The organism is Neobacillus sp. SM06, from assembly GCF_050496765.1.
In the GTDB taxonomy this organism is placed as follows: Bacteria; Bacillota; Bacilli; order Bacillales; family Cytobacillaceae; genus JAEVLT01.
The window spans coordinates 471,264-485,746 of record NZ_JBNWEO010000013.1 but is presented as its reverse complement, the minus strand read 5'-3'; the positions used below and the strand labels follow the sequence as shown (position 1 = coordinate 485,746).

Genomic DNA, 14,483 nt, shown 5'->3' with positions numbered 1-14,483 from the left:
GGTAGCAGGATGTCGTTACGAATGATAATGGGTAGGTCAGGAAGCGGAAAGACAACGTTATGCCTGAATGAAATCCAGTCCCGGCTGCTGGAAAATCCGGCCGGAGACCCGATTATTTATATTGTACCCGAACAAATGACATTTTTATCCGAATATCGGCTCTCAACCAGCCCGAAAATCGGGGGGATGATCCGCGCGCAAGTATACAGTTTTTCGCGGCTTGCATGGCGGATTTTACAGGAAACAGGCGGGATCAGCCGCTATCACTTGAGCAGTGTTGGCATCAGCATGCTGATCCGAAAAATTATTGAGGATCAGAAAGAACAGTTGCACATCTTCCGGCAGGCTGCGGATAAAAATGGATTTATTCAGCAAATCGAACAAATGATGCTTGAATTTAAACGGTATTGCATTCGTCCGGAGGAATTAATTCATGAGCAGCTGCGGGATGGAACGCCGAAGACTCTGAAAGATAAATTACATGATCTTGAGATTATTTACAAAAATTTTGAAGAAACAATTTTTCAAAAGTATATTGATTCAGAAGATTATTTCCGACTTTTGGCGGAAAAAATTGCTTCCTCCAAGTATTTGCAAAACGCAGAAATCTATCTAGATGGTTTTTACAGTTTTACGCCGCAGGAATATCAAATTATTGACGAATTAATGAAGGCTTGCCAGCGGGTAACGGTTGCCATGACGGCAGATGATCGCAGCTGTCTTGAGCGCGAACCGGATGAACTTCATTTATTTCGAATGCCAGGCAGTGCTTCCTATACAATTTACGAAATGGCAAAAACAGAAGGAATCCAAATTGAAGAACCGCTTCAGCTTCAGAAAGCGAAAAAATGGAGCGAACCGTCACTACAGCATTTAGAAGAAAAGTTCGACGTGCGTCCGCATGAACCGTTTGTTGGACAAGCGGCAATCCATCTTTGCCAGGCCGTAAACCGCCGGGCGGAAATTGAGGGAATTGCCCGCGAAATCTTTGACTTGGTGCGCACAAAGGGGTACCGCTACCGCGATATTGCCGTGTTAATCCGCAATGGCCGCGATTATCATGACATCATCGAGCCGGTTTTTCGCGATTATCAGATTCCTTTTTTTATTGACCAAAAGCGGACAATGTTGAATCACCCGCTAATTGAGCTCATTCGATCAACGCTTGAAATAATCAATGGCTACTGGCGGTATGAACCGATTTTTAGGGCAGTTAAAACGGAATTGTTGTACCCGCTAGAGGAAAGTCGCATCAAGATGCGGGAGAAGATGGATCATCTGGAGAATTATGTACTTGCATATGGGATTAAAGGTGATAAATGGACACGGAAAGACCGTTGGATCTACAAACGAATACGCGGCCTTGAGCTGGAAACAAGTGTTCAAACAGACGCAGAAAAAGAAATTGAACAGCAAATCAACGAATTGCGGCTGATGATCACCGCCCCTATTTTACGGCTGTCAAGAAGACTGAAAAAAGCGGATAACGGCAGAAAATTAGCTGAAGCCGTTTATTTATTTTTAGAAGAAATGGAAATTCCGGCAAAGCTTGAAAAATGGAAAATGGAAGCGGAACAGACAGGCAATCTTGTAAAAATGCGCGAACATGAACAAGTGTGGAATGCTGTGATCGACCTCCTCGACCAGTATGTCGAAGTACTTGGTGAGGAAACAATGCCACTGAAACAATTTGCTGCTATTTTAGAAGCCGGCTTTGATTCATTAAATTTTTCATTGATTCCGCCGGCATTGGATCAAGTACTTGTTGCTGATTTGGAAAAGTCAAGGTTTTCCGAGGTAAGGGCAGCATTTGTGATTGGCTTGAATGAAGGGGTGCTTCCGGCAAAAATTTCAGATGACGGGCTTTTGGCCGATGAAGACAGAGAGCGTCTTTCCATATCGGGTATAAAGCTGGCGCCAAGCAGCCGGATTCGCTTGCTGGATGAGAACTTTTTGGCCTACAAAGCGTTCACGACGCCGTCAGAAGTCCTCTATCTCAGCTACCCGCTAGCAAATGATGAAGGGAAAGCCTTAATTCCTTCAAGCTATATTAAAAGAATCGAAGAGTTGTTTCCAAATCGGTTTCAGCGCTTTTTTACAAGCGATCCAGCTGAGTTGCCGGAATCGGAGCAGCTGCAATTTGTTGCCAGCAGGGCAACAACCCTTTCCTATTTAACATCGCAATTGCAGCTTAAGAAGCATAAGTACCCGATAAACGATTTTTGGTGGGATGTATATAACCAATATCTAGATAGCAGTTGGAAAGAGATTTTAATGAAAGTTCTTGCCAGTTTATTTTATGAAAATCAAACGGTAAGGCTTTCAAGCGATGTATCAGGAGAATTGTATGGAGACAGCATTCAAGCAAGTGTTTCGAGAATGGAACTTTTTAATGGCTGTCCGTTTTCGCATTTTGCCCAGCATGGCCTGCGGCTTCGTGAGCGGCAAATCTACAGGCTTGAAGCACCGGATATTGGCGAATTATTCCACGCCGCACTGAAACAGATTGCCGAAGTTGTCAACGAGCAAAAAATTTCATGGTCGGATTTAACGAGAGCCCAGTGTGAACAATTGGCCAGACAAGCCGTTGATGCTTTGGCACCAAAACTGCAAAATGAAATTCTTTTAAGCTCCCAAAGGCATCATTATATTAAACGAAAACTGGAACAAATCATCACAAGAGCATCCATTATTCTTAGCGAACATGCGAAGTCAAGCGGTTTTTCGCCAGTTGGCCTGGAGCTGAGTTTCGGTCCGAACGGCAAGCTTCCTCCGCTGTCTTTTTCTTTGAAAAACGGAAAGAAAATGGAGCTTGTCGGCAGAATCGACCGGGTTGATCAAGCAGTAGATGCGAACAATCAGCTTTATTTACGGGTGGTTGACTATAAGTCAAGTGAAAAAGATTTAAATTTAAGTGATGTCTATTATGGACTTTCCTTGCAAATGCTGACCTATTTAGACATCATCATCGCTCATTCCAAAGAGCTGGTAGAAGTAGAGGCAAGTCCTGCTGGTGTACTTTACTTCCATGTGCATAACCCAATGGTTAGTTCAACCAAACTGCTGACGATTGAACAAATTGAGCAGGAGATGTTGAAAAAGTTTAAAATGAATGGCCTTGTTTTAAATGACCAAAATGTCATTCAGTTGATGGATCGTACCCTTGAGACCGGCAATTCCCAAATCATCTCGGCAGGGATTAAGAAAGATGGCACCTTGACGAAAAACTCCAAAGTTGCAACGATTGAAGATTTTACGGATCTAAGGCAATTTATGCGGCAATTGTACGAGAAAACCGGAAATGAAATTGTTTCCGGCAATACTGCTATTGATCCCTATAAAATGAAAGACAAAAAACCATGTACATTTTGCGCATACAAGTCTGTTTGCCAGTTTGATGAGTCAATCGAAACGAACCAATATCGCAACCTGATGCCAAAAGGATATGATGAGACAATGGAGTTAATCAGAAAGGCGGTTAGAGTGTATGACTAAACTTATCGTTCCCCCAATGCCAAGCGGTGCGACCTGGACAGAAGATCAATGGAAAGCGATCATGGCAACCAATAAAAACATTCTTGTTGCAGCGGCAGCCGGGTCTGGAAAAACAGCTGTACTTGTTGAAAGAATCATTCAAAAACTTCTTTCCAAGGAAGACCCGGTCAATGTTGATGAACTCTTAGTTGTCACGTTTACAAGTGCTTCGGCTGCTGAAATGCGTCACCGGATTGGTGAAGCGCTAGAAGCAGCTTTGATCCGCGAGCCGGATTCAAAGCATTTACGCAAACAGCTCGGATTATTAAACAAAGCATCGATTTCAACGATTCACTCTTTTTGTATGGACGTCATTCGCAAGTATTATTATTCGATTGATTTGGATCCAGGATTTCGGATTGCTGATGAAACAGAAGCGCAATTATTAAGGGATGAAGTCATCGATGAATTATTTGAAGCCGAGTATGGAAAAAAAGACAATGAAGCATTTTTCAAACTTGTCGATGCCTTTACAAATGACCGGAGCGATGCCGCTTTGCAGGACATCGTGCGTGCCATCTACGATTTTGCCCGATCCAATCCTGTGCCGGAGCAGTATTTGAAGTCGATTGTAACCATGTATGATGTCGATTTGGATGCGGATTTAGATGGGTTGCCGTTTATTCAGGCACTGCTTTACGATATTGAATTGCAACTAACTGCCGCGCGTGAAATGATTGTAAATGCCTTCGATCTAACTAAGCTTCCTGGCGGTCCAGCCCCAAAAGCCGCCACGTTTGAGGAGGATTTACTTTTAATCGATACGTTGCTTTCCGCTGCGAAAGATTCATGGTCAACCCTTTATGAAGCAATGCAAACCTATTCGTTTGCAAAAGCCAAAACGGTTCGCGGCGGCGAATATCTCAAAGAGCTGACCGATAAGGCGAACAAGCTGCGCGATCAAGCGAAGAAAAAAATTCAGGATTTAAAGGACGAGCTGTTTTCGCGAAAACCGCAGAGCTTTCTCCAAGACATGAAAGAAATGAAACCTGTAATCGAGACGCTCGTTAATCTGGTGATTTCGTTCCATGAGCGGTTCTCAGAGCTAAAAAAAGCAAAAGGGCTTGTCGACTACTCCGATCTGGAGCATTACTGCCTCGAGATTTTAATTGGACAAATAACGGATGAAGGCGAACTGCAGCCATCAGAAGCTGCCCTTGCTTATCGAAACCACTTTAAAGAAGTTTATATTGATGAATACCAAGATGTGAATATGGTTCAGGAAACGATTGTTCGGCTCGTTTCAAAGGATGAAGAGCCAAATGGGAATCTGTTCATGGTAGGGGATGTCAAGCAGGCTATTTACCGTTTTCGCCTTGCGGAACCCCATTTGTTTTTGGAAAAGTATCATCGATTTACGTATGACGGCAGCCGGTTTGGATTGCGAATTGATCTTGCAAGAAACTTCCGCAGCCGTAAAGAGATTCTAGAAGGTACCAATTTTTTGTTTAAACAGATTATGGGGGTAAAAGTAGGCGAAATTGAGTACGATGAAGCGGCAGAATTGCATCTTGGCGCTCCATATCCGCAAGAGAAACCGCATCCTGTCGAATTGCTTCTTATCGATCAAAAAGCAGAGGAAAAAGAGACAACGGAAGAGGAGACCAGCGAGACGGACGAGCTTGATGCAGTAGAATTAGAAGCATCACAGCTTGAAGCAAAGCTAATGGCTGCAAAAATGAAAGAACTGGTAGCAAATGGAGCAGAAGTTTACAATCCGAAAACGAAATCCTCTCGGAAGATGATGTACCGCGATATCGTTATTTTACTGCGCTCGATGACATGGGCGCCGCAAATTATGGAAGAGTTCAAACAGCAGGGAATTCCCATTTATGCGGATTTATCAACGGGATATTTTGAAGCAACAGAAGTAGCGATCATGTTATCTCTTCTAAGGGTCATTGACAACCCGGCACAGGATATTCCGCTTGCCTCCGTGCTTCGCTCGCCGATTGTTGGCCTCAATGAAGAAGACATGGCCAAGATCCGTATTCAGCACAAAAAGGGTTCCTACTGGGATGCAGTCTCTTCTTATTGTCGCAACAGGCATAAAGGTGAAGAGGAATTAGACAGCAAGCTCATTCCATTTTATCAACACCTTGACCGTTGGCGGTCGATGGCGCGGCAAGGTTCGCTGTCCGAGTTAATCTGGCAGCTGTACCGCGATACGAAATTTTATGATTTTGTCGGCGGCTTGCCTGGCGGAAAACAGCGGCAAGCCAACTTACGGGCATTTTATGACCGGGCCAGACAGTATGAAGAAACGTCATTTCGCGGCTTGTTCCGCTTTTTGCGCTTTATTGAAAGAATGATGGAGCGGGGGAGCGATCTCGGTGCAGCGCGAGCCCTTGGCGAGCAGGAGGATGTTGTCCGGATTATGACGATCCACAGCAGTAAAGGCCTTGAATTTCCTGTCGTCTTTGTCGCGGGACTGGCAAGGGAGTTTAATAAAAAAGATATCATGAAACCTTATTTGCTCGATAAGGAATTCGGCTTCGCCGCAAAGTATGTAAATCCAGAAAAGCGGATCACCTACCCGTCTCTGCCGCAGCTTGCATTTAAAAGGAAGAAAAAAATGGAAATTCTTGCAGAGGAAATGCGGATTTTATACGTAGCCCTGACAAGAGCAAAAGAAAGCCTGTACCTCATCGCTTCAGTAAAGGATGCTGAAAAACGAATAGAACAGTGGCTCAATGCAGCAGGGTCGAATGCGAATTGGCTGTTAAAGGATTTTGAACGGGCATCAGCACGCAGTTATTTGGATTGGATTGGTCCAGCTCTTGTCCGCCATCGTGATTTTGAGGCGGGAGAGAAGAATGGAACTTTCCAGTTGAATGAAGAAATTTCCGATCATCCTTCCGCGTGGAGTGTTTCCATATGGACGACAGAGGAGATTCACAAGCAAAAAGCGGATACCCAAGCGGAGGAAGGCGATGTATTAAAAAAGGTCCAGCGATTGGAGAAGATACCGGTTCAGTCACCGTTTGCGCCTGAAGTAGCGGAACGGTTTTCCTGGAAATACGCTTTTGAAGATGCAGCGCGCCACCGCTCTAAACAATCTGTTTCCGAAATCAAACGGCAACGGGAGGTTTCCGATGAATACAGCGGAACAGATTTGATCCGTCCCTTTAAAAAAGCGATCTCGTCCAGACCAAGGTTTATGCAGGAAAAATCGCTATCCTCAGCAGAAAGAGGAACAGCACTTCATTTGGTTATGCAGCATGTTGATTTAACGAAGCCAATTGACGCAGATGCAATCAAAGAATTGCTCGAGAACATGAAGTTTCAAGAGCTTTTGACAGAAGAGCAAAAACAAGCCATTGATCCAAAACTGGTCGTTGACTTTTTTCAATCTCCTCTAGGTCAAAGAATGATTGGGGCGAAAAAAATTCAACGCGAGGTGCCGTTTACGCTTTCGCTCAATGCCATGCAAATTTATCCTTCGTGGAAGGGGGAGGATGAGCCTGTTTTCATTCAAGGCGTCATTGATTGCATTTTTGAAGATCGAAAAGGGATTGTTTTAGTAGATTACAAGTCGGACGGGATTACCGACCGGTTTAAAGGTGGATTTGAACAGGCGCGGCCGGTACTTGAGGACCGCTACCGAATCCAAATTCAGCTCTATGCCAAAGCAATTGAACAAATTTTGAAAACAAAAGTAACGGAGCGTTATTTATTCTTCTTTGACGGTGCCCATATTTTGGAAGTCGAGTAGGAATGAAAAATGACATAAACCTTTTTGGGTTTATGTCATTTTACCTTTTTCCTATTCGGGTATACTGTTCTGGCGGAAGTTGCAGTGCTGGCAGGTTATGGATTAATTATTTCCGACAATCGGTAAGTCAACAAGGTTGGTATCCAGAACATTCGTCCCGTTCAATCCATTATTTGTAATGATCAATCCTCCGGTGTTAAAACCCCCGGCACCTGCATTCGTTTTAGAAGTAGCTTTTGGCGAGATATACAATGCATCTCCGAATTGGACAACACCGCCTGCGACATTAATGATTTGAACAGGTCCAATTATTGCTGGCATGGTAAACATCCTTTTTTGGTGGTGGTGAAAAAAGACTTGGCAATTTATGCATTGCCGGCCGTTTGCTCCTCTACTCTTGGTAGTAACTGGCGTATATGCTTTACCCTTGCTTCCATTGAAACATGCTCGCTATTGCCGATCTGCAGAACTGAAGCGGCTGAAATACCGATTACATCCATTTGCTTTACTTTAATAACTGGATTGAAATGGGTGGTTGCTGAAGAAAAATCTTCCGTTACTGGGGGGAGCGGAATCGGTTCGTTAAAGACAGAATAACTGGAAAAATTGCCTTCATTTCCAAAAAAAATCTCCACTTCCCGATGAACCGCCAATGCCCTCGAAAAGCTATTGACGATTTTCGCATCCCCGACTTGAAGCATTGAAGCAAATGATACAACTTTGACATTTAAGTGATCAACATATGCCGTCCGCTGAAGCATCGTTAGGACACATCCATTTCAAGTGGAACAAATGGACCGATTATTAGGGATTCTGGTGGCGTATCAAACGTGGATGCAAGCTGAATCGTCTGCGTGTCACCAACCATTACTAATGAGGAACTGGCTACCCCAATGATTTTAATTGAGTCTACACATAGCTCGCGGTTATAAACTTCAAAGTTCATTTTCTTTGCTCATTCCTTTCCCCATCTCTGGCAGGTGTTTAAAAAATACGGTCACACCGTTTTGAATTTCTTGTTTCAGCCGTTCAATGATTTTTTCGTTGCTTTCTTTTGTATTATCCGGAGAACGATCTTGTTTGGCCGCTGCTTTTAAGTGAAAATCAATCCTGGTTGGAAGCTGTTTTTTAATATCCTCTTTAACAAATGGTAAATAAGCTGCTTCATTCACTTGAATTCCCAGTTTCTTTTGGGTTTCTTCAATAATGACTGGCAGGTCGCTCTCAAGATAATGTAAAATGGTTTCTTCAATTTCCATTGCTCGTTGCATTTGTTTTTGCGGTGGGATCGGCGTTTCTGCCGCTTGGTTGTTGTGGTTAACGGCAAAGTCCTCGATCCCCTGCAATTCACCGGGATTTAATCCGATGTTTAACGTTCCTTCAAGGGTCTCCACTTTTAGCTGGTCAAATTTATATTCAATGGTATCCACATGGATGGACGGTTTTTCTTTTAGCGATGTTACTTCTTCTGTAAGTCGTTGTACTGTTTTCTCTAAGGCGATAATTCGACTCTCTTGTGCTTGAAGGCAACTTTGCAGCCATTGAAGGTATTGATTGTAATTTTGAAACATTTCATCACCTCACAAATTGGCTTCTTTTTGCCCCGTCAAATCGTTTTACCGTCTTGCTTTGAGTTTCGAATAGGTGCATGCAACGGTACGGATGGTGCAAGCAAATGAGGTGTTGTAGTGGTTTCGGGCTGTTTCAAGGCAACTGGTGCCGGCTGTGTAAACCCTCCAGTATTATACAGATAGGAGGCAGGTTTAATGATGCCTGCACTGCCAATCTGCAAAACGGAAGAGTTTGTGATCCCGCCGACTTTGATAGAATGAATATGAATCGATTGTTGGATGTAGAAATTCATTTTTCATCACCTATTCGTTATGCATTCAGAATAATTCCCTGATCGATCCCATCAGAATCATATGTGTTTGTTGTACTCTGACTGTTTTCCACTTTTAATGTCTCGCCGGTATTGAATGAACCAGCACCCGAGAATGTTTTTGCGTTAGAAAGCGGCATGATTTTATATACATCGCCAATATGAAAGACAGAACTGCTTCCGAGCGTAAGCACTTGGGCAACTCCTACAATTGCTGGCATCATCGACACCCTTTTCGTTTTTATTGGCTGTTAAAAGCACAGCCCAGATAGTTATCACTTCTATCTTATGTGGAGTTTGGGCAAATGTGATTAAAACGCCCAAATTTCTTTCGGCTGCTGCTTTAAAATCGGGCTGGAAATGTGGATGGTTCGTAATCTTTGCTGATTTTTACTAATAACACTGTATTAATCTTATTTTTCGTGTTTTCAGCTTTGCTATGATATGATGAAAACGATAACGAACCAATTCATTTGTTTAGGAGGTTAAGAGGGATGACGCATGCCCACATTACGACATGGGTGATAGCCCTTATCTTATTTTTTATCGCTATAAACGTAAACAAAAAAGGAAATGAAAAAGGCTTTAAAATTTTGCAAATGATTTTACGGGTCATGTACTTGCTGATTTTGGCAACAGGCGGGATTCTCCTTTCCAGCATAGCCCATATTAGCTTATTGTATATTCTAAAAGCAGTTGTCGGGTTATGGATTCTTGTACTATTTGAATTGATTTTATTGAGAACGGCAAAAAAACAGCCGGTTACCGTTTTATGGATTCAATTTGTTGTTGCTTTTTTACTTGTTCTTTATTTAGGGCTGAAATTACCGCTTGGTTTTCATTTATTTCAATAAAAAACAGAGGATGGTTCGAATCGGAGTCATCCTCTGTTTTTTTAACTTATTAATTTTTCGATAATCAATCGCTTTCCGGTATTAAGGGTGAATTCAAAACGATCGCTTGTTTTTTCAAAATAATAAAAGTGGTGCTGGACATTGCAGATGGCATCCTGGTTGTCAAAAACCATAAAATTGACCCCATCTTTGCGCTGATCATCCGATAAAAATGACAAATGGTTATAACAGTAAAGACAATCGTAAACAGAAAATTTTAAAGAATTTAAAGTTGTAACAAATTGGAAAAAAGCATCTTCATTGATGCTGTTCAATAACATTTCCAGTGAGTAAATTAGCTGTTTGCGAACCCGAATTTGATCATGGTCGCGCAGTAAAATCCGATCCTTTCCAACTTCTAAAATTCCCGTTTCGGCCAGAATTCCTTTTTTCCAGCGATTCAATCGAAAAACTTCAACTTCTTGCTGAAGAAAGTCTTCCATCCTGATCGCTTCCTCTGTTTCCCCGTCAAAAAAGATCCATTGATCGTTTATTTGTTCAATTGTACCTTCTGTATAGGCTCTCAACTGTGTTTCAAACAGTTTTGATCTTGTTGGCTCGTGATTCATTATTTGACCTCCAAACGTTGGTGCTCTCTTTTTCTTTGTAGACACCTTGGAGAGATTTTATAACTAATTGGGCGCGATTTTTTTGGACAATTTACCAATTAAAATGGGCTGAATACTATAAAACATGTGTTTAGGATTTTACCATGCTCCATTTATTGGAGAGAGGAGGCTTTCAATATGTGCGGAATATCAGGCTGGATTGATTTTCAACGGAACTTGCGAAACGAAAAGGATATTCTTGAAGGCATGGCAAACAGCTTGGAAAAGAGAGGGCCTGATGATACAAATGTTTGGGCGAGTGTACACGCTGGATTTGGCCATAAACGGTTGATTGTGGTCGACCCGGAAGGCGGAAGGCAGCCGATGACCAGACAGGCAAATGGGAGCGAGTACACGATTTGCTACAATGGCGAACTGTATAATACTGAAGATATTCGCAAAATCCTCCTTACTAAAGGATATTCCTTTAAAGGGCATTCTGATACAGAAGTTCTGTTATCCGCCTATATAGAATGGGCGGAAGAGTGCGTAAACTATTTAAATGGAATCTATGCGTTTGCGGTTTGGGATCAGCAGAAAGAGCAACTGTTTATAGGGCGTGACCGCCTGGGGGTCAAACCGTTATTTTTTGCCGAACATAAGGCTGGCTTGATTTTTGCATCAGAAATTAAAGGCATCCTTGCCCATCCGGAAATTAATGCCGTGCTTGATCGGGAAGGATTGGCAGAAGTGTTCGGCCTTGGCCCATCAAGATCACCAGGTTCGGGGATTTTCAAAGGTTTAAAAGAGCTTCGTCCAGGTCATGCCCTCACGTTTTCGAGAAACGGCTTGAAAATCTGGCGCTATTGGAATGTGAAAAGCGAACAACATCAAGACAGTGCGGAAGAAACGGCCGAGAAAGTTCGCGAGCTTGTAACCGATGCGGTAACGCGCCAGCTTGTGTCCGATGTTCCATTATGTACCTTTTTATCTGGCGGCCTTGATTCAAGTATTATTACAGCGATTGCCGCTCAAGGCTTTACCGCTCAGGGCAAAGGCCAACTTCATACGTATTCCATTGATTATGAAGGTAATGATATCCACTTTAAAGCAAATGAGTTTCAGCCAAACGCTGACGAAGTGTATATTCAAATGGTTTCAAAAGCATATCAAACTGAACACCATAAAAAAATTATTACCCAGGAACAATTGGCGCATGACTTGCTGGAGGCAGTTTATGTAAGAGATGTTCCGGGAATGGCCGATGTCGATTCATCCTTGCTCTGGTTTTGTAAAGAAATCAAAAAGGACTTTGTGGTGAGTTTGTCTGGTGAATGTGCCGATGAAATTTTTGGCGGCTATCCATGGTTTCACCGCAAAGCCGATCTGGAACGGGAAGGTTTTCCATGGATGCGTTCCGTTGTTGAAAGGCAGAACTTGCTGGCTCCGCATTGGCGCAATAAATTGCGGCTCCATGACTATGTAATGGAGAAATACCAAGAAACGATTGCAGAAACGCCTGCTCTTGAAGGGGAAAGTACGGTAGAAACCCAGCGCCGGCAATTGTTCTATCTGAACATGATTTGGTTTATGACAACACTTCTTGATCGCAAAGACCGGATGAGCATGGGGGCGAGCCTTGAGGTACGCGTGCCGTTTGCCGATCATCGGGTTGTTGAATATGTTTGGAATATTCCGTGGGATGTGAAAATGTACGGGAATCGCGAAAAAGGAATTTTGCGGAAAGCCTTTGAAGGCGTATTGCCGGAAGATGTGCTCTATCGCAAGAAAAGTCCCTATCCGAAGACCCATCATCCCGAGTATACAAGGATCGTTCAATCATTAATGGAAGAGATTATGAAAGATAAATCATCGGCACTGTATGAATTTTTTGACCATGCATATTTGAGGAGCATTGTTGATACAGGTGGCGCTGCTTTTAAAGAGCCATGGTTCGGCCAGTTAATGACAGGACCGCAGCTCTTAGCTTACTTGGCACAAGTTCATTTTTGGTTTAAAAAATACACTATTAATGTTGTCGACTAGATAAAGAAACAGCTGCTTCGAGCTATAGGGGGCAGCTGTTTTTGTTTAGCTAAACAGCAAGTTTTTTTACCAATAAAGAAAAACCGGGCAAAAACCGCCCGGTCCTTTTTAGTTTGGTTCTGACAACTAGTCTGTTGATTTCCGGTCATATAAATTCTGGTGTATAAAAAAGCTGCGTTTTAAAAAACACAGCATGACTACACGGTTGAATTCATTTATTTGGCTATCCGTTTACAACAGTGCCGCCGTTCACATGAATCATTTGCCCGCTAATATAAGCAGAATCATTAGAAGCAAGGAACACATAGCTTGGCGCTAGTTCATACGGCTGACCGGCTCGACCCATCGGAGTCGTGCTGCCAAAAGAAGCAACCTGGTTAGCAGGAAAGGTTGAGGGAATTAGCGGCGTCCATATCGGCCCGGGCGCAACCCCGTTCACGCGAATCCCCTGCGGCGCAAGCGATTTAGAGAGTGAACGTGTAAATGAAACAATCGCACCCTTTGTTGCAGAATAGTCAAGCAGCTGCTCGTTTCCTTCATAAGCGGTGATGGAGGCAGTATTGATGATCGAAGCACCGCTTTGTAAATGTGGAAGCACCATTTTTGTCATATAAAAATAAGAAAATATATTGGTGCGGAACGTTTTTTCAAGTTGAGCAGAAGTAATATTCAGCAAACTTTTCTGCGGATGCTGTTCAGCAGCATTGTTGACAAGTATATCAATGTGGCCAAACTCTTTCAGTGTGGCTTGTACGATTTCTTTGCAATTGTCTTCACTGCCAATATCCTTGGCAAAAAGCAGACATTTTCGCCCCTCTGCTTCAACGAACTGCTTTGTTTCCTCGGCATCATTTGTTTCGTTCAAATAGACGATCGCAACATCTGCTCCTTCTTTTGCAAAATAAATGGCTGCCGCTTTACCAATTCCACTATCCCCGCCAGTGATAATGGCCGTTTTATTTTCCAGTTTCCCGCTTCCTTGATAGTTCGGATCCACAAAGTCTGGGCGCGGATTCATTTCGCTTTCGATGCCAGGCTGCCGGTTTTGATGCTGCGCTGGAAAGGCATTCTTGTTCGGTTGCTGGTTACTCATTTCTCATCCCTCCAATTCATCTATTTACATAATTCCTTTTTGAACAAGGAAAAAACATGGAAATAAATGGAGAGAACCATGTTGACACGAAAAGGGGATTATTCCTTTTCGTTCGCTAATCAGAATTTATATGGATAAATTCTGAACGCACGACGGACAGGAAGTCCTAGTCAGGCGAGTGCCACAGGATGTGGCATCAACGAGCGGGATAAATTCAACTGCGCCTCTGTCTTCGTCCAAAGGACTCGCCAGTCGGCGAGTTTTCATTTAACCACTACCGGTAATTGATAAATTGGACATCAATTGAAAGATCTGCCTCCCGAACAGCGGCAATGATTTTTTGCAAATCATCGCGGTTTTTGCCACTGACGCGGATTTGATCTTCCTGGATTTGACTTTTTACTTTCAGTCCACTGTTTTTGATGATGGTGTTGATCTTTTTTGCGTTTTCTTTGTCGATTCCTTGAACCAGCTTTGCCCGCTGGCGGACTGTTCCACCGGATGCTTTTTCAATTTTTCCATAATCAAGGTTTTTAACGGGGATTTGCCGGCGAATCAATTTGCTTAGCAAGACATCTTTCAGCTGCTCTAATTTATATTCATCATCGGAAACAAGAACAAGCTCTTCTTTTTCGAGGGTAACATCGCTTTTGCTCCCTTTAAAATCATAGCGTGTTTGGATTTCTTTCATCGTTTGTGTTACCGCATTGGTGACTTCGGAAAAATCAACTTTTGAAACAATATCAAATGAACTATCTTTCGACATGATTAA

At 42.9% G+C, this 14,483-nt stretch carries 13 protein-coding genes; 4 read left to right on the top strand and 9 right to left on the bottom strand.

Going from position 1 to position 14,483, the window contains the following annotated elements; genetic code table 11:
* Window positions 1-9: 9 nt before the first annotated feature.
* Window positions 10-3,495 (top strand): helicase-exonuclease AddAB subunit AddB, encoded by a 3,486-nt coding sequence (gene addB, locus ACQYAD_RS07460; protein WP_430236788.1) that lies wholly within the window; start codon window positions 10-12, stop codon window positions 3,493-3,495.
* Window positions 3,488-7,249: a helicase-exonuclease AddAB subunit AddA gene (gene addA / locus ACQYAD_RS07455; protein ID WP_430236785.1), complete on the top strand. Its 3,762-nt coding sequence runs from the start codon at window positions 3,488-3,490 to the stop codon at window positions 7,247-7,249. Before addB ends, addA begins: the two co-directional genes overlap by 8 nt.
* A 102-nt stretch (window positions 7,250-7,351) precedes the next feature.
* Here the strand turns inward: addA and ACQYAD_RS07450 are convergent, their stop codons facing one another.
* Genes ACQYAD_RS07450 through ACQYAD_RS07425 form a run of 6 tightly spaced genes read right to left on the bottom strand, consistent with a single transcriptional unit; the run spans window position 7,352 to window position 9,352 of the window.
* On the bottom strand, window positions 7,352-7,570 hold the full coding sequence (locus ACQYAD_RS07450) for a spore germination protein (RefSeq protein WP_430236783.1): 219 nt from the start codon (window positions 7,568-7,570) through the stop codon (window positions 7,352-7,354).
* Between the two features lie 44 nt (window positions 7,571-7,614).
* Window positions 7,615-8,010: a spore germination protein GerPE gene (locus ACQYAD_RS07445; protein WP_430236780.1), complete on the bottom strand. Its 396-nt coding sequence runs from the start codon at window positions 8,008-8,010 to the stop codon at window positions 7,615-7,617.
* Window positions 8,011-8,012: 2 nt separating this feature from the next.
* Window positions 8,013-8,195, bottom strand: coding sequence for a spore gernimation protein GerPD (locus ACQYAD_RS07440; protein WP_430236778.1), 183 nt, complete (start codon window positions 8,193-8,195; stop codon window positions 8,013-8,015).
* The gene (gene gerPC, locus ACQYAD_RS07435) at window positions 8,185-8,820 is read right to left on the bottom strand and encodes a spore germination protein GerPC (RefSeq protein ID WP_430236776.1); all 636 of its coding nucleotides are present in this window, start codon (window positions 8,818-8,820) and stop codon (window positions 8,185-8,187) included. Before gerPC ends, ACQYAD_RS07440 begins: the two co-directional genes overlap by 11 nt.
* Window positions 8,821-8,855: 35 nt before the next feature.
* Window positions 8,856-9,113, bottom strand: a complete 258-nt coding sequence (locus tag ACQYAD_RS07430; protein ID WP_430236773.1) for a spore germination protein GerPB — start codon at window positions 9,111-9,113, stop codon at window positions 8,856-8,858.
* A gap of 17 nt (window positions 9,114-9,130) precedes the next feature.
* Entirely contained in the window at window positions 9,131-9,352 is a 222-nt protein-coding gene (locus tag ACQYAD_RS07425) for a spore germination protein (protein WP_430236770.1), read from the bottom strand.
* A 273-nt stretch (window positions 9,353-9,625) separates the two neighbouring features.
* On the opposite strand from ACQYAD_RS07425, the gene ACQYAD_RS07420 reads away from it, so the two are divergent.
* On the top strand, window positions 9,626-9,985 hold the full coding sequence (locus tag ACQYAD_RS07420) for a YisL family protein (RefSeq protein ID WP_430236767.1): 360 nt from the start codon (window positions 9,626-9,628) through the stop codon (window positions 9,983-9,985).
* A gap of 41 nt (window positions 9,986-10,026) precedes the next feature.
* Here ACQYAD_RS07420 and ACQYAD_RS07415 read toward each other — a convergent pair whose 3' ends face one another.
* On the bottom strand, window positions 10,027-10,593 hold the full coding sequence (locus ACQYAD_RS07415) for a DUF2777 domain-containing protein (RefSeq protein ID WP_430236765.1): 567 nt from the start codon (window positions 10,591-10,593) through the stop codon (window positions 10,027-10,029).
* A 177-nt stretch (window positions 10,594-10,770) separates the two neighbouring features.
* On the opposite strand from ACQYAD_RS07415, the gene asnB reads away from it, so the two are divergent.
* On the top strand, window positions 10,771-12,618 hold the full coding sequence (gene asnB / locus ACQYAD_RS07410; RefSeq protein ID WP_430236763.1) for an asparagine synthase (glutamine-hydrolyzing): 1,848 nt from the start codon (window positions 10,771-10,773) through the stop codon (window positions 12,616-12,618).
* A 223-nt stretch (window positions 12,619-12,841) separates the two neighbouring features.
* Here the strand turns inward: asnB and ACQYAD_RS07405 are convergent, their stop codons facing one another.
* Window positions 12,842-13,711, bottom strand: coding sequence for an SDR family oxidoreductase (locus tag ACQYAD_RS07405; RefSeq protein WP_430236762.1), 870 nt, complete (start codon window positions 13,709-13,711; stop codon window positions 12,842-12,844).
* Window positions 13,712-13,985: 274 nt separating this feature from the next.
* Entirely contained in the window at window positions 13,986-14,477 is a 492-nt protein-coding gene (locus tag ACQYAD_RS07400; protein WP_430236761.1) for a YajQ family cyclic di-GMP-binding protein, read from the bottom strand.
* Window positions 14,478-14,483: the final 6 nt, after the last annotated feature.